Origin of the sequence: Oceanicola granulosus HTCC2516, from assembly GCF_000153305.1 — a bacterium.
GTDB lineage: Bacteria > Pseudomonadota > Alphaproteobacteria > Rhodobacterales > Rhodobacteraceae > Oceanicola > Oceanicola granulosus.
In genome coordinates this window covers 1,449,174-1,474,158 of record NZ_CH724107.1, presented here as the reverse complement: position 1 = coordinate 1,474,158, position 24,985 = coordinate 1,449,174, and the positions used below count along the sequence as shown (strand labels likewise).

At 71.6% G+C, this 24,985-nt stretch carries 22 protein-coding genes; 10 read left to right on the top strand and 12 right to left on the bottom strand.

All coding sequences use genetic code 11. From position 1 onward, the window contains the following. A complete protein-coding gene (locus OG2516_RS07010) occupies nt 1–972 on the bottom strand; it encodes an ABC transporter substrate-binding protein (protein ID WP_007254939.1) in 972 nt (323 codons plus the stop codon). A gap of 256 nt (nt 973–1,228) precedes the next feature. Here OG2516_RS07010 and OG2516_RS07005 point away from each other — a divergent pair, with 256 nt between their 5' ends. The 7 genes from OG2516_RS07005 to OG2516_RS06975 all read left to right on the top strand — a co-directional run bounded on the left by OG2516_RS07005 (nt 1,229) and on the right by OG2516_RS06975 (nt 7,129). Further along, nucleotides 1,229–2,137, top strand: coding sequence for a sugar-binding transcriptional regulator (locus tag OG2516_RS07005; RefSeq protein ID WP_007254938.1), 909 nt, complete (start codon nt 1,229–1,231; stop codon nt 2,135–2,137). Nucleotides 2,138–2,247: 110 nt separating this feature from the next. Then, on the top strand, nt 2,248–3,153 hold the full coding sequence (locus OG2516_RS07000; protein ID WP_007254937.1) for a tagatose-bisphosphate aldolase: 906 nt from the start codon (nt 2,248–2,250) through the stop codon (nt 3,151–3,153). After that, the gene (locus OG2516_RS06995; protein ID WP_007254936.1) at nt 3,137–4,003 is read left to right on the top strand and encodes an ROK family protein; all 867 of its coding nucleotides are present in this window, start codon (nt 3,137–3,139) and stop codon (nt 4,001–4,003) included. Before OG2516_RS07000 ends, OG2516_RS06995 begins: the two co-directional genes overlap by 17 nt. Next, on the top strand, nt 4,000–4,551 hold the full coding sequence (locus tag OG2516_RS06990; RefSeq protein ID WP_007254935.1) for an AAA family ATPase: 552 nt from the start codon (nt 4,000–4,002) through the stop codon (nt 4,549–4,551). The genes OG2516_RS06995 and OG2516_RS06990 overlap by 4 nt, the downstream gene beginning before the upstream one ends. Nucleotides 4,552–4,568: 17 nt before the next feature. Continuing rightward, entirely contained in the window at nt 4,569–5,297 is a 729-nt protein-coding gene (locus OG2516_RS06985; RefSeq protein ID WP_007254934.1) for an SDR family oxidoreductase, read from the top strand. A 74-nt stretch (nt 5,298–5,371) separates the two neighbouring features. Further along, nucleotides 5,372–6,073 (top strand): GntR family transcriptional regulator, encoded by a 702-nt coding sequence (locus OG2516_RS06980; protein ID WP_007254933.1) that lies wholly within the window; start codon nt 5,372–5,374, stop codon nt 6,071–6,073. 114 nt (nt 6,074–6,187) lie between these two features. Next, nucleotides 6,188–7,129, top strand: a complete 942-nt coding sequence (locus tag OG2516_RS06975; RefSeq protein WP_007254932.1) for a dihydrodipicolinate synthase family protein — start codon at nt 6,188–6,190, stop codon at nt 7,127–7,129. Nucleotides 7,130–7,171: 42 nt separating this feature from the next. Here OG2516_RS06975 and OG2516_RS19895 read toward each other — a convergent pair whose 3' ends face one another. After that, nucleotides 7,172–7,804: a hypothetical protein gene (locus OG2516_RS19895; RefSeq protein WP_156799284.1), complete on the bottom strand. Its 633-nt coding sequence runs from the start codon at nt 7,802–7,804 to the stop codon at nt 7,172–7,174. A gap of 217 nt (nt 7,805–8,021) precedes the next feature. Here OG2516_RS19895 and OG2516_RS06970 point away from each other — a divergent pair, with 217 nt between their 5' ends. Continuing rightward, nucleotides 8,022–8,843 (top strand): alpha/beta fold hydrolase, encoded by an 822-nt coding sequence (locus OG2516_RS06970; protein WP_007254931.1) that lies wholly within the window; start codon nt 8,022–8,024, stop codon nt 8,841–8,843. Between the two features lie 3 nt (nt 8,844–8,846). On the opposite strand, the gene OG2516_RS06965 is transcribed toward OG2516_RS06970, so the two are convergent. Then, nucleotides 8,847–9,878 (bottom strand): Ldh family oxidoreductase, encoded by a 1,032-nt coding sequence (locus OG2516_RS06965; RefSeq protein ID WP_007254930.1) that lies wholly within the window; start codon nt 9,876–9,878, stop codon nt 8,847–8,849. 160 nt (nt 9,879–10,038) lie between these two features. On the opposite strand from OG2516_RS06965, the gene OG2516_RS06960 reads away from it, so the two are divergent. Together OG2516_RS06960 and OG2516_RS06955 are read left to right on the top strand one after the other, a co-directional pair. Beyond that, nucleotides 10,039–11,040: a 4-hydroxyproline epimerase gene (locus OG2516_RS06960; protein ID WP_007254929.1), complete on the top strand. Its 1,002-nt coding sequence runs from the start codon at nt 10,039–10,041 to the stop codon at nt 11,038–11,040. 23 nt (nt 11,041–11,063) lie between these two features. Further along, nucleotides 11,064–12,092: a trans-3-hydroxy-L-proline dehydratase gene (locus OG2516_RS06955; RefSeq protein ID WP_007254928.1), complete on the top strand. Its 1,029-nt coding sequence runs from the start codon at nt 11,064–11,066 to the stop codon at nt 12,090–12,092. A 436-nt stretch (nt 12,093–12,528) separates the two neighbouring features. Here OG2516_RS06955 and OG2516_RS06950 read toward each other — a convergent pair whose 3' ends face one another. From OG2516_RS06950 to OG2516_RS06910, 9 genes are all read right to left on the bottom strand, one after another. After that, nucleotides 12,529–13,203 (bottom strand): SDR family NAD(P)-dependent oxidoreductase, encoded by a 675-nt coding sequence (locus OG2516_RS06950; RefSeq protein ID WP_007254927.1) that lies wholly within the window; start codon nt 13,201–13,203, stop codon nt 12,529–12,531. Continuing rightward, nucleotides 13,169–14,782: an amino acid ABC transporter permease gene (locus tag OG2516_RS06945; RefSeq protein ID WP_007254926.1), complete on the bottom strand. Its 1,614-nt coding sequence runs from the start codon at nt 14,780–14,782 to the stop codon at nt 13,169–13,171. Before OG2516_RS06945 ends, OG2516_RS06950 begins: the two co-directional genes overlap by 35 nt. Nucleotides 14,783–14,843: 61 nt before the next feature. Beyond that, nucleotides 14,844–15,605 (bottom strand): transporter substrate-binding domain-containing protein, encoded by a 762-nt coding sequence (locus OG2516_RS06940; RefSeq protein ID WP_007254925.1) that lies wholly within the window; start codon nt 15,603–15,605, stop codon nt 14,844–14,846. A 29-nt stretch (nt 15,606–15,634) separates the two neighbouring features. Beyond that, nucleotides 15,635–17,614 (bottom strand): beta-galactosidase, encoded by a 1,980-nt coding sequence (locus tag OG2516_RS06935; protein WP_007254924.1) that lies wholly within the window; start codon nt 17,612–17,614, stop codon nt 15,635–15,637. A gap of 1 nt (nt 17,615) precedes the next feature. Next, nucleotides 17,616–20,480: an aminotransferase class III-fold pyridoxal phosphate-dependent enzyme gene (locus OG2516_RS06930; RefSeq protein WP_007254923.1), complete on the bottom strand. Its 2,865-nt coding sequence runs from the start codon at nt 20,478–20,480 to the stop codon at nt 17,616–17,618. Next, nucleotides 20,477–21,532 (bottom strand): LacI family DNA-binding transcriptional regulator, encoded by a 1,056-nt coding sequence (locus OG2516_RS06925; RefSeq protein ID WP_007254922.1) that lies wholly within the window; start codon nt 21,530–21,532, stop codon nt 20,477–20,479. Before OG2516_RS06925 ends, OG2516_RS06930 begins: the two co-directional genes overlap by 4 nt. Next, on the bottom strand, nt 21,529–23,217 hold the full coding sequence (locus OG2516_RS06920) for an amylo-alpha-1,6-glucosidase (protein WP_007254921.1): 1,689 nt from the start codon (nt 23,215–23,217) through the stop codon (nt 21,529–21,531). Before OG2516_RS06920 ends, OG2516_RS06925 begins: the two co-directional genes overlap by 4 nt. Continuing rightward, nucleotides 23,214–24,026 carry a carbohydrate ABC transporter permease gene (locus OG2516_RS06915; protein ID WP_007254920.1) on the bottom strand — a complete coding sequence of 271 codons (813 nt, stop codon included), beginning with the start codon at nt 24,024–24,026 and terminating at the stop codon, nt 23,214–23,216. Before OG2516_RS06915 ends, OG2516_RS06920 begins: the two co-directional genes overlap by 4 nt. Then, nucleotides 24,023–24,973 (bottom strand): carbohydrate ABC transporter permease, encoded by a 951-nt coding sequence (locus tag OG2516_RS06910; protein WP_040615010.1) that lies wholly within the window; start codon nt 24,971–24,973, stop codon nt 24,023–24,025. Before OG2516_RS06910 ends, OG2516_RS06915 begins: the two co-directional genes overlap by 4 nt. Nucleotides 24,974–24,985: the final 12 nt, after the last annotated feature.

The window sequence follows — 24,985 nt, the reverse complement described above, 5'->3', positions numbered from 1 at the left end:
TCATTCCGAGTAGATGAACTTGGCGATGTCCTCGTCGCCCACGTTGTCGGCGTCGATGACGGTGAAGCCGGTGCCGATCGAGGTCGGCACGGACTGGCCCGTCAGCGCGGCGTAGGCGGCCATGACGCCGAAGTAGCCGATCTCGGCCGGGTGCTGCGCGATGGCGGCGTCGACGAGGCCCGAGGAGATGTTGTCGACGATGCTCTGGGGCGCGTCGAAGGCGATGACCGTCACCTGGTCGATCATGTCCGCGTTCTCCACCCCGTTGCCGGCCCCGAGCGCCGAGAACAGGTTGGCACCGAACACGCCCGCGATGTCGGGGTTGCGCGCCAGCACGGCCTGGAACTGCGACGCCGCGAGCGACGCGTCGTTCTCGTTGTACTGGGTCTCGAGCACCTCGATGTCGGGGTAGTTCTCCTCCATCTCGGCGAGGAAGCCCTCTTCGCGCTGGTCGGTCGTCGAGATGCCGGGGCGCACGTTGGAGACGTAGACCTTGCCCTCGCCGCCGATCTCCTCGGCCATGAAGCGCGCCGCCATGCGGCCGCCGCCGACGTTGTCCGAGGCGACGTAGGACAGCGGGAAGTCGCCGTCGCCGGCGCCGTCCTGATACATGCCGTCGTCGATGAACGTGTCGACGGTGATGACCGGGATGCCGGCCTCGCTGGCGCGGCGCAGCGGCTCGATCATCTGCGTCGAATCGGTCGGCGCGATGAGGATCGCGTCGGGGCCGCGGGCGATGACGGCATCGAGGACCGGGGTCTGCAGGACCGGGTCGAATTCCTCGGCGCCCTGGAAGTCGACATTGATGCCGAGCGCATCGGCCGCCGCCTGGGCGCCGCGGTTCATGGTGATGTAGAAGGCATCGGTGGTCAGGCCCGGAACGAGCGTGATCGTGATGTCCTCCTGCGCCGACGCGGCGCCGCCGGCACCGAGCGCCGCCGCGAAAGCTGCGGATTTGATAAGGTTCTTCATGTATATGGTCCTCCCAAAGGCTGCGGCCCCCTCTCGGGCCGGCGCCGCCGCGCGGGCCCGGCGCCGGCGCGGCGCGGGTCGGACGGGGCAGCAGGGCGGAGATTGACGTGACGTTGGCAAGCTTGCAAGAAGAACCAATCAGAAATTTATTTCTGAAACCGCTAACGACAGATCGGAGCCTTACCATGCCCCCCACGTTTCCGTCTCCTCAGGCTGCGACTTTCGCGCGATGAGCGCGCGCCGGACAGGCAGGCTGATGAGCCGCGCCCTGATGCACACGGCGGCGCGGATGCACTACCTCGACGGCCTCTCGCAGGTCGAGGTGTCGCGGCGGATGGAGGTCTCGACGGCCACGGTCTCGCGCCTGCTCGCCCAGGCCCGCGAGGAGGGGATCGTGCGCATCGAGGTGATCGACATCGAGGAGGTCGGCGAACTCGGCGGACGCCTCGCCGCGGCGCTCGGCCTGAAGGCCGTCCGGGTCAGCGAGGCCGGCCGCGCCGCCACCCTCGCCCCCGAGGTCGGCACGCTGCTGACGGATGCGGGGCTCGCGCCGGGCGGCGTCGTCGCGATCGGCTGGGGCCGGGCCGTGCAGAGCGTCGTCGCCGCCGGCCTGCCGCCGTGCCCGGGCGTGACGATCGTGCCCGCCATGGGCGGCGTCAACGAGACCGAGGGCCACTTCCAGATCAACGAGTTCGTCCGCTCCGCCGCCGCGCAGATGGGCGGCGTCGGGCAGCTGCTGCACGCGCCCTCCATCGTGTCGCGCAAGCTGTCGGCGCTGCTCGAGCAGGATCCCGGCATCGCCCGCCTGATCGGCCTCTGGGACGAGGTCGACGCCGCCATCCTCGGCATCGGCCGCTACGAGCGCGGCCGCGCCGGCATCGACATGAGCTTCTCCGAGGCGCAGGCCGAGCGCATCGTCGGCGACGTGCTGCGCCACTACTTCGACGCCGAGGGCCGCGCGATCCGCTGGCCGGGGCAGGAGAACCTGCTGTCGATCAACGAGGAGCAGCTGCGCCGCGTGCCGCTCTGCATCGGCGTCGCCCACGGGCGCGAGAAGGCCGAGGCGATCGTCGGCGCGGCCCGCTCGGGCATGGTCAACGCGCTCGTCACCGACATGCAGGCCGCGACCCGCATCCTCGAGCTCGTGGAACGGGAGGACCGGTAAGAGATTCCTGGAAATATATTACAGAAAAATATTGTTGAGACGTCCGGCGGGGAGCGCTACTGCTCTGCCCGTCGCCGCTCGGGCGGCCGATGATGAGAGGATCCTTCGCGATGACCACAGCCATGACCACCGCCGAACGCCGCGGCTACCAGCAGATCTGCGGCGACAACGGGCTGATGATGGTCGTCGCCGCCGACCAGCGCGGCGGGATGCGCAAGGTGCTCGCCGACACTCCCGAGGCCCAGGCCGCCATCGACGAGCCGACCCTCGGCGTGGTGAAGTCGGCCATCGTCCGCCACCTCGCCAACAAGGCTTCCTGCATCCTGCTCGACCCGGTCTGCGCCGTCCCCGCCGTCGTCGACGACGGCACCCTCGCGCGCGACACCGGGCTGCTCGTCGGCCTCGACGCCTCCGGCTGGGACACCGACGCCCAGGGCTACCGCATCTCCAAGCTGGTCCCCGGCATCACCGCCCGGCGCGTGCGCGAGCTCGGCGGCACCGGGGCCAAGCTGATGGTCTACCTGCGCCCCGACACCCCGGAGGCCAACGACACCAACATCGCCATCATCCGCGACTGCATCGCCGATTTCGCCGCCGAAGACCTGCTCCTCGTGGTCGAGATCCTGACCTACCAGCTCGAGGGCGAGAGCGACGACGCCTACCGCGCCGCCTTCCCCGGCCTGATCGTCGAGAGCGCCCGCATCTCCGTCGACCACGGCGCCAAGGTGCTCAAGCTGCCCTATCCCGGCACCGCCGAGGCCTGCGCCGAGATCACCGCGATCTGCGGCGACATCCCCTGGGCGGTGCTGTCGGCGGGGGTCGATCACGAGACCTTCATCGGCCAGGTCGAGACCGCGATGGACAACGGCGCGTCGGGCGTCATCGCCGGGCGGGCGCTGTGGAAGGACTGCATCTCGCTCGACGCCGAAGTCCGCGCCGACCGCCTCGAGCGCATCGCCAGCGACCGCCTGCGCCAGATCCAGACCGTGCTCGACCGCCATGCCGCAGCCGGCTGAAACCGCCCTCGGCGTCGACGTCGGCGGCACCCGCATCCGGGTGGCGCGCGTCGATGCCGACGGCCGCGTGGAGGCCCGGCTGTCGGAGCCGACCGACCGGACGCGCGACGGCTTCTCCGCCCAGCTCGCCCGCCTCGTCTCCACCCTGCGCACCCCCGCCACCGTCGCCGTCGGCGTCGGCCTGCCGGGCCGCGTCGACGGGCCCGCGCAGCAGGTCGTCTCGGCCGGTTACCTCGACATCGCCGGCCTCGACGTCGCCGCGCTCACGGGCGGCCTGCCGGTGCGGATCGAGAACGACGCCACCATGGCGCTGATCGCCGAGGGGCAGGGGAGCGACGGCCTCCTGGCGCTGGTCTCCGTCGGCACCGGTATCGGCGGCGCGGCGCTGCTCGACGGCCGGCCCTGGTACGGCGCGGGCTTCGCGGGCCAGTTCGGCCACATAATCGTCGCCGACGACGGCCCGGCCTGCAATTGCGGCGCGCGCGGCTGCGTCGAGACGCTCAGCTCCGGCACCGCCCTCGGCACCCTCGTCGCCGCCGCCGGCCTGCCTGCCACCACCCGCGCCGAAGACCTCCTCGCCCGCGCCGCGGCGGGCGACGCGCGCGCCCACGACCTGCTCGCCACCTGGGCGCGCCCGATGGCCCGCGCCCTGCAGAGCCTCACCGCGACCGTTGATCCCGCCCGCATCATCCTCGGCGGCGGCCTCGGGCGGGCGATGGCCGAGGCGCTCGCGCGCCTGCCGCAGGGCTCGCACTGGTTCGCCCGCCCCGTCGCCGCCGCGCGCTTCGGCGACGACGCCGGCATGATCGGCGCGGCCCTCGCCGGCCGCCGGGCGGCGCGCGCGCCATGAGGCAGGCCATCCTCGTCAACGGCGTCCCCGCCAGCGGCAAGTCCACCATCGCCCGCACCCTCGTGCGCGGCGTCACCGAGCTCGGCACGCCCGCCGTGCCGTTCGGCCTCGACACGGTCAAGGAAGGCCTGTTCGTCCAGATCGGCACCGGCGACCGCCAGCACAACCGGATGCTCGGCCGCGCCAGCTACCACGCGATCTTCAACACCGTCGCCGCCTTCCCCGACAGCCTGCTGCCGGTCATCGACGCCTGGCACGGCTTCCAGCCCGTCGAGGTGCTGCGCGACCACCTCGCCCGCGCCGCCGTCGCGCGGGTGGTCGAGGTCTGGGTCGCCGTCCCGCCCGACATCGCCGCCGCCCGCTACCGCGCCCGCGCCGCGCGGCGGCCGGCGGGCCACCTTCCGGCCTCCTACGCCGACGAGTTGCGCGAGCTCGCCGCCCGCGCCGGGCCGACGGGGCTCGGCACGGTGATCGAGGTCGACGGCACCGCCGAACCCGATCCACACCTCGCCGCGCGGGTGCTCGCGGCGCTGGAGCGACAGACCTAGCAAAGGGGGAGACCAGCATGGCCGACTACGACAAGGGCGCGATCCTCGTGACCGGCGCCACCGGCGGCATCGGCGGCGCGACGGTGCGCCTGCTCCGCGAGAAGGGCGCCGACGTCATCGCCGCGGGACGCGACGCCGACAGGCTCGCCGAACTGGCCGCCGACACCGGCTGCCGCACCCTCGCCTTCGACCTCACCTCCGAGGACAGCGTCCGCGACGCGCTCGACGGCCTCGACCTCTGGGGCGTCGTCAATTGCGGCGGCTGGGGCGGCGAGATCGCGACGCCGATGGAGACCGACATCTCCGTCTTCGACAAGGTGATGACCATCAACGCCCGCGGCGCGCTCCTGGTGACGAAGTACGCCTCGCGGAGCATGATCCGGCTCGGCCGCGGCGGCGCCATCGTCAACGTCTCGAGCCAGGCCTCGCTCGTGGGGCTGAAGGGCCATATCAGCTACGGCTCCTCCAAGGCCGCGCTCGACAACATCACCCGCGTCTCCGCCCTCGAGCTCGGCCCCCACGGCATCCGCGCCAACGGCGTCCACCCGACCGTGGTGATGACGCCGATGTCGGCTTGGTACTGGGGCCGCCCCGAGGTCGAGGAGCCGTTCCTCGCAACCATGCCGCTCGGGCGCTGGGCCACCGAGGCGGAGATCGCCGCGCCCATCGCCTTCCTGCTGAGCGACGGCGCGTCGATGATCTCGGGCGTCAGCCTGCCCATCGACGGCGGCTACACCGCCGTCTGATCCCGCCGGCGCTCCCGCGATTGCGGGGCCGCCGCGCATCCCGTATCCAACCTGTCGACAACGGGGAGGGCGTGATGGCCAGCGGCACCGCAGCGAAGACGGAGCGCAAGCGCGGCTCGGGCGTGCAGTACGTCTACGGCGTGCTGCGCGACGAGATCCTAGAGCTGACCCTGCCGCCCGGCGCGCCCATCGACGAGGTGCAGCTCGCCCGGCGGCTCGAGATGTCGCGCACCCCGATCCGCGAGGCGCTGGTGCGGCTGGCCGGGGAGGGGCTGGTGACGACGCTGCCCAACCGCTCCACCGTAGTGGCCAATCTCGACTTCCTCAACCTCCACACCTTCTTCGACGCGATCACCCTCATGTACCGCGTCACCACCCGGCTCGCGGCGCAGTACCACACCGCCGACGACCTCGCCCTGATCCGCGACGAGCAGGCCCGCTTCGCCCGCGCCGTCGCGGCCCACGACGCCCTCGCGATGATCGCCAGCAACCGCGACTTCCACGCCGCCATCGCCACCGCCGGGCGCAATCCGTACTACGAGGGCCTCTCCCACCGCCTGCTCGACGAGGGCCGCCGCTACCTGCGGCTCTACTACGCCGGCTTCGAGGACCGGCTCCCGGCGCGCTACGTGCAGGAGCACGAGGACATGATCGCCGCCATCGCCGCCCGCGACGTCGCCCGCTCCGACACCCTCGCCCGCCAGCACGCCGACCAGATCGTCGCGCAGATCCAGTCGCTCCTGGCGCGCGACCGGCGGCAGCATATCGAGCTCTGACCGCCGTCGCGGTTTCTTGTCGACAAACAAAATACAAACCGTATGCTCCGGGCGAGGGCAGGGGCGCGCGCGTCGCGCCGCCGCCGGCCGAGCACCGACCCGAGGAGACACCACATGACCGCCAGCATCTTTTCCGGCTGCATCCCCGCGCTGATGACCCCCTGCACCCCCGACCGCGCGCCCGACTACGACGCCCTCGTGCGCAAGGGCCGCGAGCTGATCGACGCGGGCATGCGCGCCGTCGTCTATTGCGGCTCCATGGGCGACTGGCCGCTGCTGACCGACGCGCAGCGCATGGAAGGGGTGGCGCGGCTGGTGCAGGCGGGCGTGCCGGTCATCGTCGGCACCGGCGCGGTCAACACCGCCAGCGCCGTCGCCCATGCCCGCCACGCCGCCGAGGTCGGGGCCGAGGGGCTCATGGTCATCCCCCGCGTGCTCTCGCGCGGCACCGCCCCCGCCGCCCAGAAGGCCCACTTCAAGGCGGTCCTCGCCGCCGCCCCCGACCTGCCGGCCGTCATCTACAACTCGCCCTACTACGGCTTCGCCACCCGCGCCGACCTGTTCTTCGCCCTGCGCGCCGAGCACCCCAACCTCGTCGGCTTCAAGGAATTCGGCGGCAGCGCCGACCTGCTCTACGCCGCCGAGACGATCACCAGCGGCGACGACGACGTCCTGCTGATGGTCGGCGTCGACACCAACGTCTTCCACGGCTTCGTCAATTGCGGCGCCGTCGGCGCGATCACCGGCATCGGCAACGTCCTGCCCCGCGAGGTCCTGCACCTCGTCGAGCTCTCCCAGCAGGCCGCCGCCGGCGACCCCACCGCCCGCCGCCGCGCCCGGGAGCTCGACGCGGCCATGCACGTCCTCTCCTCCTTCGACGAGGGCCCCGACCTCGTGCTCTACTACAAGCACCTCATGGTCCTCGCCGGCGACGACGCCTACCGCCTCCACTTCAACGAGACCGACGCCCTCAGCGACAGCCAGCGCGGCTACGCCGAAGCCCAGTTCAAGCTCTTCCGCGACTGGTACGCGGGTTGGAGTGGGGAGGTGGGTTGAGGCATGCAGAATTCGCCGGGAGGCATGAAGTCGGGCGATCAATTAAGTAAGTTCGAGAATCTCGCGAAGCGGGCCGTGACACTGCGGTCTGCTCAGCAACTTAAAGGTCGACAGATGCGGTATCTGTGCAATTAAAGCGCCGTTCTTAGCGCGATAACGATGAAGCATCGTCTTGCCCCAGCCTGAAGCTAATGATGTTTCTAACTTGGCTCCTAAGATTTCCTTCGTCAGCTCGACCGCTTCTGGGCAGCAGGCGATTACTCGCTTTGGAAGCTTCAACGAAAACACTTGCTGCCAAAATTTCTTCCCAAGGCTCAACGCCCCCCGACGTTGATAAAGCTCCAGTCCTTTCCAGCGATTGCTCCTGAATGGCGCTACTACCCCGGTAAGTATCTCCCTCGGTCTCCGATCGAGCATCTCCGCGAGTGCAAGGAACTGGGCTGTGATTGGAGATGCAGTGACATCCTTTTCAATTTCATAGGAATTGCCGCGCTCATCCGAGAGTGTTTGCAAATCCGCGTTCTGCGGCGGACGGCCTGGGTTCAGCGACAAGAAGGCTGTATCTGCTTCTCCAATTGTACTCCACGGAACATATAGGATCTTGTAGCCCTCATTGAGGGCGAGCCTGTCAGCCTCTTGAGCTACCCTTTGATCCCAGACATCGTAGCTGTCCATATGAACCCGCCAATCTTAGATTAACTACATTAATTGATGAAGTAGGTGCTGATCGGCACAGTAGCTCACGATTCGATCATCCGTCCACTGCACACGTTCGGGGCGTTTCCCGGGATCCGACGCCCCCCACAAAACCCACTCAACCCCCCGCTCCGCAGGAACGCCCACCGCCGGCGCAGGTTGGTCCCCCAGCCAACCGCACCCCAAGGAGCACGCCATGCAGAGCCACAGCACCGACGTCGACGGCATCCGAATGCGCTGGGAGGAGGCCGGGGCGGGGGAGCCCGTCATCCTGCTCCACGGCATCCCCACCTGTCCCGCCCTCTGGCGCGAGGTGGCGCCGCTGATCGAGGGCCGCCGGGTGCTGGCGTGGGAGATGCCGGGCTACGGCGCGTTGATTCCCGAGGGCCGCGAGCGCGACATCTCGGTGGCGAAGCAGGCCGACTACCTCGTCGCGTGGATGCGCGAGCTGGGCATCGGGCGCGCCGTCCTCGCCGGGCACGACCTCGGCGGCGGCGTCGCCCAGATCGCGGCGGTGCGCCATCCCGAGATGGTCAGCGGCCTTCTGCTGACCAACGCGATCAGCTACGATTCCTGGCCCGTCCCGCTGGTCAGCGCCGTCGCCAAGGCCGGCTCCATCGCCAGGCACGCCCCCGACGGCTCGTTCCACCAGCTGCTCAGGATGATGTTCTCCAAGGGCCACGAGACCGACGCCGCCGCCGAGGCCGCCTACGACGCCCACGCCCCGCACTACGACCGCCACGGCGAGGCCGAGGCCTTCGTGCGGCAGGCCCGGTCGCTCGACGTCGAGGACACCAAGGCCATCGCCGACCGCCTGCCGACGCTCGGCATCCCCGCCCGCATCGTCTGGGGCGCGGCCGACGAGTTCCAGGAGATCGAGTACGGCGAGCGCCTCGCGAAAGACCTCGACGCCCCGCTGCGGCGCATCGAGGGCGGCAAGCACTTCACCCCCGAGGACCACCCGCGGATCCTCGCCGAGGAGATCGACGCCCTCGCGCGGACCGTCGCGGCCCGCTGAGGCTCAGCCCTCCAGCGCCGCCAGCCCGTCGCGCCGGAACCGCGCCAGCATCGCCACGTCCTCCTCGCCGAGCGCGATCCCGTCGCGCTCGGCCGCGGCGCGGGCCCTGAAGCGGCGCTGCGAGGGCAGGCGCGCGCCCTGGCCCTGGATCGCCTCGAACAGCACCTCCGCCCGCGCCAGCGGATCGCCCCGCCCCCCGGCGAGCCGGGCCGGATCGAAGGCGAGGATCAGCTCGCCGTGGCGCGGGGCGAGGGCGGTGGTCCCGACCGCCTCGAGCGCCTCGGGGCTGGTCAGGTCGCCGATCATCACCCCCGCCAGCAGCTCGATCATCGTCGAGATCGCCGAGCCCTTGTGCGCCCCGAACGGCAGCATCGCTCCCGCCAGCGCCGCCTCCGGGTCGGTCGTCGGCGCGCCGTCCGCGTCGATCGCCCAGCCGTCCGGCAGCGCCTTGCCCGCCTTGCGGTGCAGCTCGATCTCGCCGCGCGCCGCGACGCTGGTGGCGAAGTCGAACACGTAGGGCGGCGCCTCCGCGCGCGGCCAGCCGAAGGCCATCGGGTTGGTCCCCAGCAAGGGCGCCGCCCCGCCGGCCGGCGCGACGCTGGCATAGCTCGGGCACATCGCCAGCGCCGCGAGGTCGCGCTCCGTCAGCGCCTCGATCTCCGGCCAGAGCGCCGAGAAGTGCACGCAGTCGTTGATGACGAGCGCCGCCACCCCGTGCGCCCGCGCCCGCGCCTCGAGCCGCGGCACGCCCATCTCGAACGCGGCCACCGAGAACCCGCCATGCGCGCTCACCCGCACCACCGCGCCGTCCTCGCCCGTCACCTCCGGCTCCGCCCCGGCGGCCACCTTGCCGGCCGCGATGGTCTTCAGGCAGCCCTCGATCCGGTAGATGCCGTGCGATTTGCAGGCGTCCCGCTCCCCGGCCGCAATCACCCGCCCCAGCGCGCGGGCCTGCGAGGCCACGAGCCCGGCACGCTCGAAGATGGCGCCCACGTCCTCGGCGAGCGCGGCGAAGCTGGTGCGGGTCTCGGTCATGGCTCTCTCCTCGGCTCGGATTCCGGCAGAGACCACCACGAATGCGGGGCAGGGGAAAGGGCCCGCAGGCCCGGTCCGCCGCCCTTGTCGACAACGTCAATATACCTTGCATGCTCCCCGTTGCGGCCGCACTATCGCCCGGTCGCATCCGGAGCCCTGCATGACCCGCCACATCTTCCCCTGCATCGACGGCCACACCTGCGGCAACCCCGTCCGCCTCGTCACCGGCGGCGCGCCGCACCTGCGCGGCGCGACGATGCTGGAGAAGCGCGCCCACTTCCTCGCCGAGTACGACTGGATCCGCACCGGCCTGATGTTCGAGCCGCGCGGCCACGACCAGATGTCGGGCGCGATCCTCTATCCGCCCACCCGCGACGATTGCGACATCGCCGTGCTCTTCATCGAGACCTCCGGCTGCCTGCCGATGTGCGGCCACGGCACCATCGGCACCGTCACCTTCGCCCTCGAGCACGGCCTCGTCCGCCCCGCCACGCCCGGCCAGCTGCGCCTCGACACGCCCGCCGGGCGGGTCGACGTCACCTACCGGCAGGAGGGCGCGCACGTCGAGGAAGTGCGGCTGACCAACGTGCCCGCCTTCCTCCACGCCGAGGGCCTCACCGCCCGCGTCGACGGCGTCGGCGAGATCACCGTCGACGTCGCCTACGGCGGCAACTTCTACGCCATCGTCGAGCCGCAGCCCGGCTACACCGACATGGCCGACCTCTCCGCCGCCGAGCTCGTCGGCCTCAGCCCGAAGCTGCGCGCCGCGCTCAACGCGAAGTACCAATTCGTTCACCCCGAGCACCCCGAGATCGAGGGCCTCAGCCATATCCTCTGGACCGGCGCGCCGCGCCACGAGCGGGCGGATGCGCGCAACGCGGTGTTCTACGGCGACAAGGCCATCGACCGCTCCCCCTGCGGCACCGGCACCTCCGCCCGCATGGCCCAGCTCGCGGCGCGCGGACAGCTCGCGCCGGGCGACGCCTTCGTCCACGAATCGATCATCGGCTCGCTCTTCGACGGCCGCGTCGAGGCCGCCACCGAGGTCGCCGGACGCCCCGCCATCGTCCCCTCCATCGCCGGCTGGGCGCGCGTGACGGGCTACAACACCCTGTTCATCGACGCGCGCGACCCCTTCGCGCAGGGCTTCGTCGTCACCTGACGCCACCCGGAGGAGCCCGCCCCATGCGCAGCACCAGGATCGTCCACGTCATCTCCGCCCATGCCGAGGGCGAGGTCGGCGACGTCATCGTCGGCGGCGTCGCCCCGCCCCCGGGCGAGACGCTCTGGGAGCAGAGCCGCTGGATCGCCCGCGACGGCACCCTGCGCGACTTCGTCCTGCACGAGCCGCGCGGCGGGGTGTTTCGCCACGTCAACCTGCTGGTCCCGCCCAAGGACCCGCGCGCCGACGCCGCCTTCATCATCATGGAGCCCGAGGACACGCCGCCGATGTCCGGCTCCAACGCGATCTGCGTCGCCACCGTCCTGCTCGACGCCGGCCTCGTCGCGATGACCGAGCCCGTCACCGAGCTGACCCTCGAGGCGCCCGGCGGGCTGGTGCGGGTGCGCGCCGAGTGTCGCGACGGCAAGGCCGAGCGGATCTTCGTGCAGAACCTCCCGAGCTTCGCCGACAAGCTCGACGTGCCGCTCGAGGTCGAGGGGCTCGGCACCCTGCGCGTCGACACCGCCTACGGCGGCGACAGCTTCGTCATCGTCGACGCCGCCGCGCTCGGCTTCGCGCTGGTGGCGGAGGAGGCGCACGCGCTGGCCCGCCTCGGCGTGCGCATCACCGACGCCGCCAACGCCGCCCTCGGCTTCCACCACCCCGACAACCCGGACTGGCGCCACATCTCCTTCTGCCTCTTCGCCGGCCCCGTCACCCGCGACGGCACCGAGCTCAGCGCCGCCGCCGCCGTCGCGATCCAGCCCGGCAAGATCGACCGCTCCCCCACCGGCACCGCGCTCTCCGCCCGCATGGCCGTGCTGCACGCCCGCGGCGAGATGGGGGAAGGCGACCGCCTCACGGTGCGCTCCCTCATCGGCTCGACCTTCGCCGGCCGCATCCTCGGCACCACCGAGGTCGGCGGCCGCCCCGCGATCCACCCCGAGCTCTCCGGCCGCGGCTGGATCACCGGCACCCACCAGCACATGCTCGACCCCACCGACCCCTGGCCCCGCGGCTACAAGCTCACCGACACCTGGGGCGCGCGCTGAGGCGGCAAGGCAGCCGGGGAGCGGGAGGCACCCAGAGCACGAAGGGCAGCGCCGTCCCGCCGGGGCGGGTCGAGCCGCCAGCGCCAGAGACACAAGCCCCGGCATCCCGCACTTGGCCCCACCTTCGCCAAGAGCGCCGCCCCGGGGGGGCGGGACGGCGCTGCCCGGCGTGCAGCGGGGGGGAACGGCTCGGGGGATGCGCCGAGGCACCGAAGGGCAGCGCCGTCCCGCCGGGGGGCGGTCGAGCCGCCAGCGACAACGACACAAGCCCCGGCATCCCGCACTTGGCCCCACCTTCGCCAACAGCGCCGCCCCGGGGGGGGCGGGACGGCGCTGCCCGGCCTGCGGCCGGGCGGAACGGCTCGAACGATGCGCCCAGAGCACGAAGGGCAGGGCGTTCCCGGCGCGCTGCTCACACGCGCCACCCCGACCGCCCCTACCAGCCCACCTTCGCCCCCGCGTAGTCCCCGAACCACCCGCTCGGCAGCCCGGAATCGTCGATCTGCTCCATCAGCCCTTCCGCCGCCTCCGCCGGGTCGAGGTCCGCCTCGCCCCCGCCCATGTCCGTGCGCAGCCATCCCGGATGCAGCGCCAGGAACCGCTGGGGATGGTGCTGCGACAGCTTCACCATCCCGCGGTTCAGCGCCGCCTTGGACATCCCGTAGAGATCGTCCCTGTCCGGATCCGCCCCCTCGGCGCACGAGCCGGCCCGGCTCGAGATGAAGACCACCGTCGCCCCCGGCGCCAGCCGCGGCAACAGCGCCCGCGTGAGCAACAGCGGCGCAAGCACGTTGACCGACATCACCTCGCCGAAGGCCTCGGGGGTCACCCCGTCCAGCCCGTTCACCGGCCCGCGTACGCCCGCATTGTGGATCACCAGATCCACCGGCCCCGCCGGCAACCGCCCCGGCACCGCCGCGATGGCCCCGGCGTCGGCCAGGTCCAGCTCCACCGTCTCCACCAGCGCTCCCGCGCCCGAGCGCGCCAGCCCGACCACCCGCCGCCCGCGCGCCAGCGCGGCCGCCACCAGCGCCCGCCCCAGCCCCCGGCCCGAGCCGGTGATCAGGGTCAGCGGTTCAGTGCCGGTGCTGGCGGAAGCGGTGTTCGACACGGGCGATGAGGCTGGCGGCGACGAGGGTGAGCAGGACATAGACGATGGCAGCCGTGTTGTAGGGTGCGAAGGGCAGGAAGCTCGCCGACTGGAACTCGCGCATCCGCTGCGTGAGGTCGCGGATCGACAGGATCGACAGCAGCGAGGTGTCCTTGAGGATGGCGATGAACTCGTTGCCCATCGGCGGAATCACGATGCGGAAGGCCTGCGGCAGGATCACGTGGCGGGCCGTCGACCAGCGCGACAGGCCGAGCGAGCGCGCCGCCTCTATCTGCCCCGTCGGCACCGCGTTGATGCCGGCGCGGAAGATCTCGGCGAGGTAGGCGGAATAGGCGATCGCCATGGCGATGATGCCGCGCAGCATGTTGGGCGGGTCGATGAAGCCGCCGGTCGAGGACTTCACCACCCCCGCCAGCGGCAGGCCGATATAGAGGATGATGACCAGCATCGGGATGCCGCGCAGCGTGTCGATCAGGAATTCCGAGGCGACCGACAGCGGATGCCGCCGGTAGAGCAGCCCGCAGAGCGTCATCAGCCCGATCAGCACGCCGAGCACCAGCAGCGCCAGGCCCCGCCCCGCGACATCGGGCGGCAGCACGGCGGTCTGCCAGAACACCGGCGCGGCGCTCGCCGCGCCCTCGGGCAGCAGCGCACCGCTCAGGGTGCCCTCGGCCAGCGCCTCGGTGGCGGCGGCGGCGTCGAAGAACGAGCGCACGGTGATCGCCGCGCCGCCGGCTTCGGGAAAGGCGCCGAAGCGCACCGTGTCCACCAGCCCGCGCGGCGTCCCCGACACGATGGCGACCGCGCCGTCGATGTCGCCGACGAGGCTGTAGCCGCGTTTGGGCTGGGCATAGTGCCAGCCCGCGGCGGCCAGGCAGGCGAGCGCGGCGGCGGCGAAGAGGCGGAAGGTCCAGCGCGAGGGCGACAGCTGCATCAGCCCGACCCAGACCAGCCCGAGCAGGGCCGCCAGCAGGTAGGCGACGATGGCCGCGCGGATGGTCACGGCGAGGCCGACCGCGAAGCCCAGATGCGCCAGCAGCAGCAGCCAGCCCAGCCCCAGCCCGTGCAGCACCAGCATCGCCCGCCGCGCCCGCTTGCCCGGCAGCATCGCCCCGGCGGCGGTCGCCAGTGCCAGCGCCCCGGCCAGCAGCGCCGCGGTGCGCGCGACCGCGCCGGCCGCCTCCGGCACCAGCCGGCGCGGCGTCTCGCCCGGCACGACCAGTGGCGAGGCGAAGGGATCGACCCAGTTCGCCACCACCGAGGCCGCGAAGGGCTGGCCGAGGTCGGTCAGCGCCAGCACCGCCCCCGCCAGCACCGAGATGCCGTAGGAGACGCGCGCCCGCCGCGGCTTGTCGAACTTCGCCAGCAGCGCCCCGGCCACGCCGCCCCCGAACAGCGCCGCCGCCAGCGCCGCCCCCGGCAGCAGCGCGCTCGCCCCGGGCTCGATGCCGAGGATTGCGCGCAGCGCGCGGCTGTAATCCGTCGAGACCGCGAAGAGCCAGACGATGAACGGCAGGGCCGCGAGGATCATCAGGTTGCTCGGGCGGAGCCCGCTCAGCGTGGCGTGAAGGCGCAGCATCGGCATCCTCGAAAGCAGGAAGAAGGCGGGGCCGCCCCGCGACGGGCGGCCCCGGGTCGTCTCACTCGGCGGTCCAGTAGCGCGCCATCAGCGCGTCGAGCGTGCCGTCGGCCTTGATCTCGGCCAGCCCCTCGTTGAAGGCGTCGCGCATCGGATCGCCCTCCTGGAACACCAGCCCGAGCGGATCGGCCTTGAGCCCGGTCACGCCGACGACGAGCTGCCCGGCGAACTGCGCCTCGTAGGCGGCCGCGTTGGCGCCGTTGATGACGACGCCGTCCACGTCGCCGTTCTGCAGCGCGAGCACCGCGCCGTTGAACGTGTCGTAGGCCTGCACGTTCTCGCGCCCCACAATCTCGGCGGCGGTGATCGAGTCGGTCGTGTTGGCCTGCGCCGCGAGGCTGAGGCCGCCGCTTTCGAAGTCCTCGACGCTCATCTCGCCGGCATCCACGCGGGTCAGGATCGCCTGGCTGTTGACGATGTAGGGATCGGTGAAGTCCATCACCTGGTCGCGCTCGTCGGTGATCGAGACGCCCGAGGCGACGAGGTCGAACTGCCCGTTCTGGAGCGCGGCGAAGATGCCGTCCCAGCCGGTGGTGATGAACTCGGCCTGGCAGTTGATGCGCTCGCAGATCGCGTTCACCACGTCGACGTCGAAGCCGACGATCTGGCCCGTGGCGGTGTCGATGTACTCCATCGGCGGCGAGGTCGTGTCCGAGCCGACGCGCAGCAGCTGGCCGCCGAGATCGGCGGCCCCGGCGGGCGCGGCCATCAGCAGCGCGAGCGCGGCGGTGCCGAGCGCGCGGCGGGTGAGGGTGGTCGTCATGGGTGGTCTCCTCCTGTTGAATGCGGCGGTCATGTCTCTGACCATGCCGCGACACCGGCGGGGGGTATCCGCGCCGCGCCGAGGTGAAACGTCGCCTCGGGCGGGGCGGGGGCTGCGGCCGGTTCGCAGCCGAAGTTGAACGCGAATGTGACGTTGCCGCGCCGGGTCAGGCGCAGGTCGGGGCCGAGGTCGGGCAGGGTGTCGACGCCGGCCCACCGCAGGGTGTCCTCGAGCACGTGCCGCAATCCTTCGTCCCCGGGAAGGGTGGCGAGGTAGCGGGCCCGGTCATTGCCCACCAGGGCGGGCGTGCCCTCGCGGTAGGCGCCCTCGAAGGTGGCGAGCACCTCGGCGTCGCTCTCGATGGTTTCGCGCCAGCGCCGCGCGGCGTGGCTGGCATTGCCCATCAGGAAGCTCTCGGAATGCCAGTCGGGCAGGCTCTCCACCCGCGTCACGCGCAGCTCGATCAGCGGCGCGAGCCCGGCGCCGGGCAGCGGCGCGGTGACGTGCATCGCCTCGGTTCGCGAGCCCGAGCGCGGCCCGAAGATCGCCTTCGTGTCGCTCGCCGCGATGCGCTTAATGAAGCCCGCATCGGCCATCACCAGATCGGGCGCGACGACCAGCCGGTAGCCGTTGAGCTCGGTGTGCTGCCCGACGATGTCCACGTCGATCCCCAGCCGGCGCAGCGCGCTGTACCAGTCGAGCGCATGGTGGCCGGCGCGGAAGTTGCGCCCCTGCGGCAGCGCGCTCAGCGCCCAGCGGGACGGGTAGTCGAGCACCAGCGCGACCTCGGAGGGCGCGCGCGGGGGCAGGGCGGGCAGGGCGGCGGCCTCGGCGACGACCTCCTCGATCTCGGCAAACGCCCGGTCGGGCGTTGAATCCGGCAGCAACAGCCCGGTATGGAACTGCTCCTGCGCGAACGGCGCCTGCCGCCAGCGGAAATAGCTCACCATCTCGCAGCCATGCGCGTGCGCCAGCCAGGTCCAGAGCCGCACCATCCCGTCGGCGGGGGCGGGGTTGGCATCGGCCCAGTTCACCGGGCCGGGCTGCTGCTCCATCACCCACATCCGCCCGTTGCCGACGCCGCGATAGAGATCGTGGTTGAAGCCCGGCTGATCGGGATCGCCATGCCGCAGCAGCCGCTGCTTGTCGGCCTCGGGCAGGCGGCCATGGACGAGGTTGCCCAGCGGGTAGGCGTCCCACGAGGCGACGTCGAGATCGGCGCCGACCGCGTGGTGGTCGAAATCCTCGTTCTGGTTCATGAAGTTGTGCGTGATCGCCCGCCCCGGCGCGTGCTTGCGCAGGATCTCGGCCTGCATCCGGTTGAAGCTTTGCACCTGGTCCGAGCTGAAGCGCAGGAAGTCGGTGAGCTGCGTCGGCGTCGGCTCCTCGACCATCTGGTTGGGCAGCTCGATCTGCGCGAAGTCGTCGTAGCGCATCGACCAGAACGACGTCCCCCAGGCCGTGTTCAGGGCCCCGATGTCGCCGTAGCGCCGGGCCAGCCAGTCGCGGAAGGCGTCGCGCGCGGCGGGCGAGTAGGAGTGGATCGTGTCGTGATCGCCGTATTCGTTGTCGATCTGCCACGCCGCCACGTGCTCGTGCGTGCCGTAGCGCTCGGCCACCGCCTCGGCGATGCGCGCCGCTTCCCCGCGGAAGACCGGCGAGGAAAAGCAGTAATGCCGCCGCGAGCCGAACTTGCGCACGTTGCCGTCCGGCCCGACCGGCAGGATCTCGGGGTGCTTGTCGACCAGCCAGCGCGGCGGCGCGGCGGTCGGCGTCGACATGATGACCTTCAGCCCCGCCGCGCCCAGCACGTCGATCGCCCGGTCCAGCCAGTCCCACTCGAACCGCCCCGGCGCGGGCTCGATCATGCTCCAGGCGAATTCGCCCACGCGCACCCAGTCGAGCCCCAGCTCGCGCATCCGGCGCGCGTCGTCCGCCCATTGCGCTTCGGGCCATTGTTCGGGGTAGTAGCAGACGCCCAGCTCGGGGCGCGTCATCTCGGCGGTCATGTCAGTCCTGCGGGTAAAGGTGGGAGAGGGCGCGGCCGATCTCGTCGAGCAGCAGGTCGGCCTCGGCGCGGCCGAAGACCATCGGCGGCTTGATCTTGAGCACGTTGTCGTCGGGCCCGTCGGTGGAGGCGAGGATGCCGCGCAGGTAGAGCCGGTGGACCAGCTCCGCGGCGGCCCTGGTGGCGGGGGCCCGGCTGTCGCGGTCCTCGACCAGCTCCATGCCGAGGAACAGCCCCGCACCGCGCACGTCGCCGATCACCGGGTGGCGCTCGGCCAGCTTCGCCATCCCCGCCAGCAGGTGCGCCCCGGTCAGGGCGGCCTGCGCCTGCAGCCCCTCGTCCTCGAGCACGTCCATCACCGCGTGGCCCACGGCCATCGAGACGGGGTTGCCGCCGAACGAGTTGAAATATTCCATCCCGTTGTCGAACGCCTCCGCCAGCGCGCGCGTCGTGACGACGGCGGCCATCGGGTGCCCGTTGCCGATCGGCTTGCCGATGACGACGATGTCGGGCACCACCCCCTGCGCCTCGAAGGCCCAGAAATGGCTGCCGATCCGCCCCATGCCGCATTGCACCTCGTCGGCGATGCACAGACCGCCCCGTGCCCGCACCTCCTCGTAGGCGCGCGCCAGGTAGCCCTCGGGATAGAACACCTGCCCGCCGACGCCGGAGGCCGATTCCGCGATGAAGGCCGCCGCGCCGCTGCCGGTGCGCGCCTCCAGCGCATCGAGCCGCGCCGCCAGCCCGGCGGCATAGGCGGGCGCGCTGTCGGGTCCGCGATGTGCGCCGCGGTAGGGGTCGGGAAAGGGGGCGACCTCGAGGAAGCGGGGCTGCGGGAAGCCTCCCGCCCGGCGGAACTTGTAGGGGCTGATCTCCACCGTGCCGCCGGAATTGCCGTGATAGGCCCAGTCCAGCACCAGCGTCTCCTTGCGCCCCAGCGCGGTGCGCGCGATGCGCAGCGCCAGCTCGTTGGCCTCGGTGCCGGAATTGACGAAATACGCGACCTCGAGCGGCGCGGGCAGCGTCGCGGTCAGCCGCTCGGCGTAGCTCACCATCAGCGGGTGCAGGTAGCGGCTGTTGGTGTTGAGCGTTGCCGCCTGCGCGGCCAGCGCCGCGACCACGCGCGGATGCTCGTGGCCGACATGGGCGATGTTGTTGACCGTATCGAGCCAGTGCCGCCCGGTATGATCCGCCAGCCACGCGCCCCGCCCGCGCAGCATCGTCAGCTTGTGGCGATAGGACAGCGACAGCGACGGGCCGATCCGCTCGCGCCGCCGGGCCAGCAGGGCCTCGGGCGGCTCGGCGGGCGGCACGAAGCTCTCCGGCTCCAGCCCCAGCAGCAGGTTCGGATCGGGCCGCAGCGCCGACCACAGCGCCCACTCGCCCGGCGCGGCGGAGCGCGGCCGCAGGTCGGGCAGGCCGTGCATCAGCTGCAGATCGAGCGCGCCGGTCGCGCGGCCGAGCCGGTCGCCGGGCGCGAGCGCGTCGCCTTCCGCCACCTCCGGCGCGAGGCCGGCGAGGCCGAGGAACAGGCCGGGCGCGATCTCCTGCACCAGCGCGTCGCCGTTTCGGCGCAGGATCCGCCCGGCATGGGTGGCGAGGAGCGGCGTCCCCTCCGGCACCTCCATCCCGAGCCCGAGCCGGCGGCGGCCGTCGGGCGCCTCGGAGCCCCAGCCGGTGAGGCCGAGCACGGGCAGGTCGTCGGCCACCGGCACGGTGCACCCCCCGTGCACGTCCGGTGCACGCTCCGTGCCGGGCGCCTTGCGCGGCAGCCGCGCCAGCCCCGGCGCGATCAGCGGCGCCGCCTCGCCCAGAGAGGCAAGCCGCGCCGCCGCCCCCGGCATCGGCTCGAACCCCGCCGCCACGCGCCCCAGCGCCCCCAGCAGATCGGCCGGCAGGTCGTGCAGCAACTCGAGCGTCGCGAAGGCCGGAGCCTGCGAGATCAGCAGGTACCGCGTCTCCGGCCGCTCCGCCGCCTGCACCGACGAGATACACACAGACGCCGCCAACCGGATCAGCGCCAGCTCCATCACCAGCTCCGCCTCGTCCTCGGTGAGCGCGAAGGCCGCGTGGAACCCCTCGATCACCGCCCGCGCGGCCGCCAGCGGAGCGTCGGTGTCGAGCATCGCGTAGGCGATGGTCACCGCCAGCTCGTTGACCGTCCGGCCCTGGCACATGTCGCCGAAGTCGATCAGCCCGACGATGCGTTCGGGGTGGTCGGGGTCGGTTATGACGTTGTGATCGTTGGCATCCTGGTGCAGCACCGAAGCCCGCAGCCCCGCCAGCCGCGGCGCGACCCGCTCGGCGTGGCGCGCGAACAGGCCCTCCACCATTCCCCGCCGGGAAGGATCCTTGATGTCGGAGACGAAGTCGCGCAGCGCCGCCACGTGGTCGAGCGACCACAGGAACTCCGGCCGGTGCGCGGCCGGCGCGACGAAGCCCTGCAGCCCCGCCGTCACCCGGCCCATGTAGCTCCCCAGCGCGCGCAGCTGCGCCTGAGAGCGCGGCGACTGGGCCAGCGGCACGCCCGCGATCCAGCTCACCAGCCGCGCCTGCGCCATGCGCCCGCCGACATCGACGCGCACCGTGGCGCTCCCCGTCAGGGTCGGCCGGATCCGCGGCAGCCCCGGCACGCCCTCGCCCGCCAGGTGTTCGAGCACCGCGACCTGCATCGCCGTCTCCTCCGGCGGCTCGGCCGGGTTGGCGATCTTGACCACGTACTCCCCCGCCTCGCAGCTCAGCCGCGTGTTCTGATCCCGCTCCGAGGGCAACGGCCGCAGGCGGCCCGACAGCCCCCAATGGCGCGCGACGAGCGCGGCGATTTCGGCCTCGGACAGGGCGGGGGGCGGTGCGACGAGGGTGCTCACGGGCGGGCCTCCTTGGTCAGGATGTCGTCGGAGCGCTCGATCAGCTCGGGCATCAGGAGCGTCTGCAGCTTCTCCACCGGCTCGCCCGCCAGCCGGGCGAGCATGTACTCGCCCAACAGCCGCGCGGGCCGCGAGATCGGCAGGAAGAAGGTGGTCAGCGGCGGCACGAAATAGGCGCTGACATTGAGATCGTCGGTGGCGTTGATGACCGCGTCGCGCCCGTGCACCAGCCCGTGCTCGGCGAACCCCGACAGCGCCCCGAGCGCCGCGGCCTCGTTGGCGCAGATATAGGCGGTCGGCGGCGCGGAGAGCGCGCTTAGCCGGGCGACGGCGGCGCGCCCGAAGGCCGGGTTGAGCGTGCCCGACAGGATCAGCGCCTCGTCCACCGCCAGCCCCAGCTCGTCCAGCATCCGCCGGTAGACGGCCTCGCGGGTGCGGGCATAGCTCATCTCGGCGGGCGGGTTGATCAGCGCGATCCGCTCGTGCCCGCGCCCGGCGAGGCGGCGCAGCGCGACCTCCATTATCGCGGCGTTGTCGGTATCGACGAAGGCGTGCGGCGCGTGGTGCTCGGTGGTGCCGAGCGTCACGAACGGCACGTCGCGCGCCTGCAGCAGCGCCACCCGCTCGTCGCGCGGGCGCGTGCCCGACAGGATCACCCCGTCGGCCTCGCCCCCGTCGACGAGCTGGCGGATCACCTGCGTCGCCTCGGCATGGTCGTCGACCGCGTAGAGCATCACCCGGTAGGGCGAACCTTCCAGCGCCAGCGAGATCCCCGACAACAGCTGCGCGTACTCGACCCCCTCCCACTCGTCCTCCTCGGGGCGCGGCGCGGTCATCACGGCGGCGATCTGGTAGGTCTTGCCGGTGCGCAGCGCGAGGCCGGAGCGGTTGAGCCGGTAGCCCACCTCCCGCGCCGCCTCCTCGACCAGCGCCCGCGTCTCGGGGCGCACCGCGTCGGAGCCGCGCAGCGCCTTGGAGACGGTGGCGACGGACAGGCCGGTGCGGGCGCAGATGGTCTTCAGCGTGGGGCGGGCGGTGGTCGTGTCGCTCACGTCGCGAGCTCCTCTGTGGTGGCGGTCCGGCGGGCGAGCTGCCGGGTGAAGGCGAGGTAGACGGCCGACGTCCAGGCGAAGGCCGGATCGCGCAGCGGCGCGCCGGTGAGCGCGTCGAAATTCTCGGCCATCCCCGACGTCTCGCACAGGTGGCAATAGCGGGTGGCGACCTCCCGGGCGAGGTCGTCGGCCCCGGCGGCGATGAGCCCGTCGCGGATCAGCGCCGTCGTCGGCGCCCAGATGGGGCCGCGCCAGTAGCCGTCCGATTCGTAGTGCGGGCTGTCGGGCGCCTCGGTCGCGGGCCCCCACTCGGTGAGCATGTCGCGCTCGAAGCGCGCCACCATCGCGTCGGCCTGCGCGCGCGGCAGGCGGTCGCCGAGCAGCAAGGGCATGAACTCCGCCAGCGTCCGCCCGAAGCGCAGATCGCCGCCGTGCAGCTTGCGCGTGCCGAAGCCCTCCGCGCCGCCGAGCCGGGCTTGCAGCAGTGCCAGCAGCGCCTCGCCCTCGTCCCGCCACCGCGCCGCCTCGTCCGGCCGCAGCACGGCCAGCGCGTCGCAGCAGAGGATCAGGAAGGTCGGCAGGTCCGGCGACAGCACCGGCCCGCCCTCGTCGAAGAAGCTGGCGTTGTCCCAGCCGCTGTCGTTGCCGTGCGGGTAGCAGGGCAGCTCGTCGCGCCCCGCCCGCGCCTCGGTGAGCCACCAGCCCACCTGCGCCGCCAGCGCGCGCCCCAGCTCGGCGCGCACCTCTGCCGACGGCCAGCCCGGCCGGTCCGCCATCAGCCGCAGCAGCGTCCAGCCGTGGACGGGCGGCTTGGTGAAGGCGTAGCTCGCGCCCGCGTCGTGGACGAAATCGGGCAGCATCCCCGACGGGTCCTGCCGGTCGTAGATCACCCGCAACTGGTCGAGCGCCAGATCCGGGTCGGCCTCGGCGAGGCCGAGCGCGGAGAAGGCGTTGTCCCAGGACCAGACGTTGATCATCTCGTTCTTCGACATGTAGACCGCCGGCCGCGACAGCGCGCCCCCCGCCGGCACCGTCGCCGACCACAGGATGTAGGCGGCCAGCCGGCGCGCCTCGTCGCCCCCCGCGCGGGCCGGGCCGAACGCGGCGAGGAAGGCCTCGAAGTCGCGCGCTGCCTCCGCCTCGGCCTCGGCCTGCGACTGCGTGGCCGGGGCAGGGGGCGTGACCGTGAAAAGATCGAGCGTCGCCTCCAGCCGCGCGCCCGACAGCCGGCAGCGCACCGCCTCGGAGCGGTCGCGCCGCCACAGCCCCGTCACCTCCACCGCGCCGACGCTGGCGCGCGGCATCAGCCGCAGGTTCTCGAACGCCGCGACGAGGCAGTCCTCGCCCCTCGGCGTGCGGTAGGCGTAATCGTAGCGCGAGCCCTCGAGATGCAGCACCACGGCCAGCCCCTCGCCCGCGACGTGCAGCCGCTCGCCCGCGCCGATGGAGAAGCGCAGCTCGCCGCCCCCCGCCCGGGCGACAAGCGCCCCGGGCGTCAGCTCGAACTCCGGCTCCACCGCGCCGCCCGGCGTCTCGAAGGCCAGCCGCGCCAGCCGCCCGAGCGAGGGGCGCAGATCGCCGCCCCGCACCGAGCGCAGCATCAGCGCGCCGTCCATCCACGACAGCGTCAGGAAACGCTCGCGGCGGCTGAACGGCACCGCGTGGGGGTCGAACAGCCTGCTCATCCCTTCACCGAGGAGCCGAGCGCGCTGTCCATGATGTAGCGCTGGGCGAAGAAGAACAGCACGAGCGGCGGCAGGCACAGCACCACGGTGATCGCGGCGATCGAGATGAAGTCCTGCCCGTGCAGGCCCTTGAACATCGAAAGCCCCAGCGTGAGCGTGTATTTCGACTGGTCGTTGAGGAAGATCAGCGGCCCCAGATAGTCGTTCCAGGCGTTCATGAACTGGAACGTGCCGACGAGCACCAGCGCGGGCAGCATGAGCGGCAGGTGGATGCGCCAGTAGAGCTGCCAGCTGTTGGCCCCGTCCATGCGCGCCGCCTCGTCGATCTCCATCGGCACCGACATGATGTACTGGCGCAGCAGGAAGATGAAGAACGCCTCGCCGAACCAGGCCGGCACGATCAGCGGCTTGAGCGTGTTGATCCAGCCGAGAAAGTTGAACTGCATGTAGAGCGGGATCATCTTGACGTCCCACGGGATCATCATCGACGCCAGCACCACCACGAACAGCACGTCGCGGCCCGGAAAGCGGAAGCGGGCGAAGCCGAAGGCGACGAGCGACGACGAGAACAGCTGCCCGACGGTCGAGAGCACCACCACGATGGTCGAGTTGGTCAGGAAGGTGGTGAACGGCAGCTTCGTCCAGGCGGTGTGGAAGTTTTCCCAGCGCCACGTCTCGGGCAGGAACGACGGCGGGAAGGTGTAGAGCTCGGCCTCGGTCTTGACCGCCGTGAGCAGGGTCCAGACGAAGGGCGCGACGAACAGCGCCGCCATGAAGATCGCGGCACCGTAGAGCAGGGGGCGGGTCATGACTTGTCTCCCTTCTTGCCGCGCACCTCGCCCTCGTAATGGACCCAGGCCGAGGAGGATTTCATCACCGCGAGGCTCAGCAGAAGGACGATGCCGAACATGATCCACGACATTGCGGCGGCGTAGCCCATGTCGAAGTACTTGAAGGCGTTGTCGTAGATGTACATCGCGAAGAAATAGGTGGAGCCGAGCGGCCCGCCCTCGGTGAGCAGCAGTGCCAAGGTGAGCTGCTGGAAGGCCGAGATGATCGAGGTGATGATCGAGAACAGCAGCATCGGGCCGAGCATCGGCAGCGTGATGTAGAGTGTCCGCGCCCAGGCCGGCACGCCCGAAATCCGGGCCGCCTCGTAGAGCTCGCGCGGGATCGCCTGCAGTCCGGCCAGCAGGATCAGCATCGTGCTGCCGACGCCCCAGAGGCTCGCGAAGACGATCGCCACCAGCGCCCAGCTCGGATCGCCCAGCCAGTTCGGCCCATCGATCCCGACGAAGCCCAGAAGGTAGTTCAGCACGCCGAAGCGGTAGGAATAGAGCCAGGAGAAGATCGTCACCAGCGCCACGCCCGAGATGACGGAGGGCAGGTAGAACAGCGTCCGGAGCACGCCCGTGCCCTTCAGCCCGGCATTCAGCAGCAGCGCCAGCAGGAAGCCGACGGCGATGTTGAGCGGCACGAAGAGCAGGGCGAACTTCACCGTGATCCAGAGGCTCTCCCAGAATTGCGGGTCGAGCGTGGTCATGGTGACGTAGTTGTCGAGGCCGATGAAGGTGCGCTCCCCGACGATCGGCCAGTCGAAGAAGCTCATGTAGAGCGAGAAGAGCATCGGGCCGAGCGTGAAGGCCACGAACCCGATGATCCACGGAGAGATGAACAGCCACGGCACCATGTGGCTGACCGGACGCCTGCGCCGCCGGGAGGACGTGGCGACGACCGTGTCTGTCGTGACTGTCATCTCTCCGCTCCC

What these genes read in the sequence shown, in the direction of transcription:
- OG2516_RS06995 (WP_007254936.1), top strand. Translation starts at nt 3,137, where the DNA reads ATGCCGCAGCCGGCTGAAACCGCCCTCGGCGTCGACGTCGGCGGCACC.
- OG2516_RS06975 (WP_007254932.1), top strand. Translation starts at nt 6,188, where the DNA reads ATGACCGCCAGCATCTTTTCCGGCTGCATCCCCGCGCTGATGACCCCC.
- OG2516_RS06935 (WP_007254924.1), bottom strand. Translation starts at nt 17,614, where the DNA reads ATGACCGCCGAGATGACGCGCCCCGAGCTGGGCGTCTGCTACTACCCC.
- OG2516_RS06965 (WP_007254930.1), bottom strand. Translation starts at nt 9,878, where the DNA reads ATGACCGAGACCCGCACCAGCTTCGCCGCGCTCGCCGAGGACGTGGGC.
- OG2516_RS06985 (WP_007254934.1), top strand. Translation starts at nt 4,569, where the DNA reads ATGGCCGACTACGACAAGGGCGCGATCCTCGTGACCGGCGCCACCGGC.
- OG2516_RS06970 (WP_007254931.1), top strand. Translation starts at nt 8,022, where the DNA reads ATGCAGAGCCACAGCACCGACGTCGACGGCATCCGAATGCGCTGGGAG.
- OG2516_RS06990 (WP_007254935.1), top strand. Translation starts at nt 4,000, where the DNA reads ATGAGGCAGGCCATCCTCGTCAACGGCGTCCCCGCCAGCGGCAAGTCC.
- OG2516_RS06920 (WP_007254921.1), bottom strand. Translation starts at nt 23,217, where the DNA reads ATGAGCAGGCTGTTCGACCCCCACGCGGTGCCGTTCAGCCGCCGCGAG.
- OG2516_RS06910 (WP_040615010.1), bottom strand. Translation starts at nt 24,973, where the DNA reads ATGACAGTCACGACAGACACGGTCGTCGCCACGTCCTCCCGGCGGCGC.
- OG2516_RS06955 (WP_007254928.1), top strand. Translation starts at nt 11,064, where the DNA reads ATGCGCAGCACCAGGATCGTCCACGTCATCTCCGCCCATGCCGAGGGC.
- OG2516_RS06980 (WP_007254933.1), top strand. Translation starts at nt 5,372, where the DNA reads ATGGCCAGCGGCACCGCAGCGAAGACGGAGCGCAAGCGCGGCTCGGGC.
- OG2516_RS19895 (WP_156799284.1), bottom strand. Translation starts at nt 7,804, where the DNA reads ATGGACAGCTACGATGTCTGGGATCAAAGGGTAGCTCAAGAGGCTGAC.
- OG2516_RS07010 (WP_007254939.1), bottom strand. Translation starts at nt 972, where the DNA reads ATGAAGAACCTTATCAAATCCGCAGCTTTCGCGGCGGCGCTCGGTGCC.
- OG2516_RS06915 (WP_007254920.1), bottom strand. Translation starts at nt 24,026, where the DNA reads ATGACCCGCCCCCTGCTCTACGGTGCCGCGATCTTCATGGCGGCGCTG.
- OG2516_RS06940 (WP_007254925.1), bottom strand. Translation starts at nt 15,605, where the DNA reads ATGACGACCACCCTCACCCGCCGCGCGCTCGGCACCGCCGCGCTCGCG.
- OG2516_RS07000 (WP_007254937.1), top strand. Translation starts at nt 2,248, where the DNA reads ATGACCACAGCCATGACCACCGCCGAACGCCGCGGCTACCAGCAGATC.
- OG2516_RS06945 (WP_007254926.1), bottom strand. Translation starts at nt 14,782, where the DNA reads ATGCTGCGCCTTCACGCCACGCTGAGCGGGCTCCGCCCGAGCAACCTG.
- OG2516_RS07005 (WP_007254938.1), top strand. Translation starts at nt 1,229, where the DNA reads ATGAGCCGCGCCCTGATGCACACGGCGGCGCGGATGCACTACCTCGAC.
- OG2516_RS06960 (WP_007254929.1), top strand. Translation starts at nt 10,039, where the DNA reads ATGACCCGCCACATCTTCCCCTGCATCGACGGCCACACCTGCGGCAAC.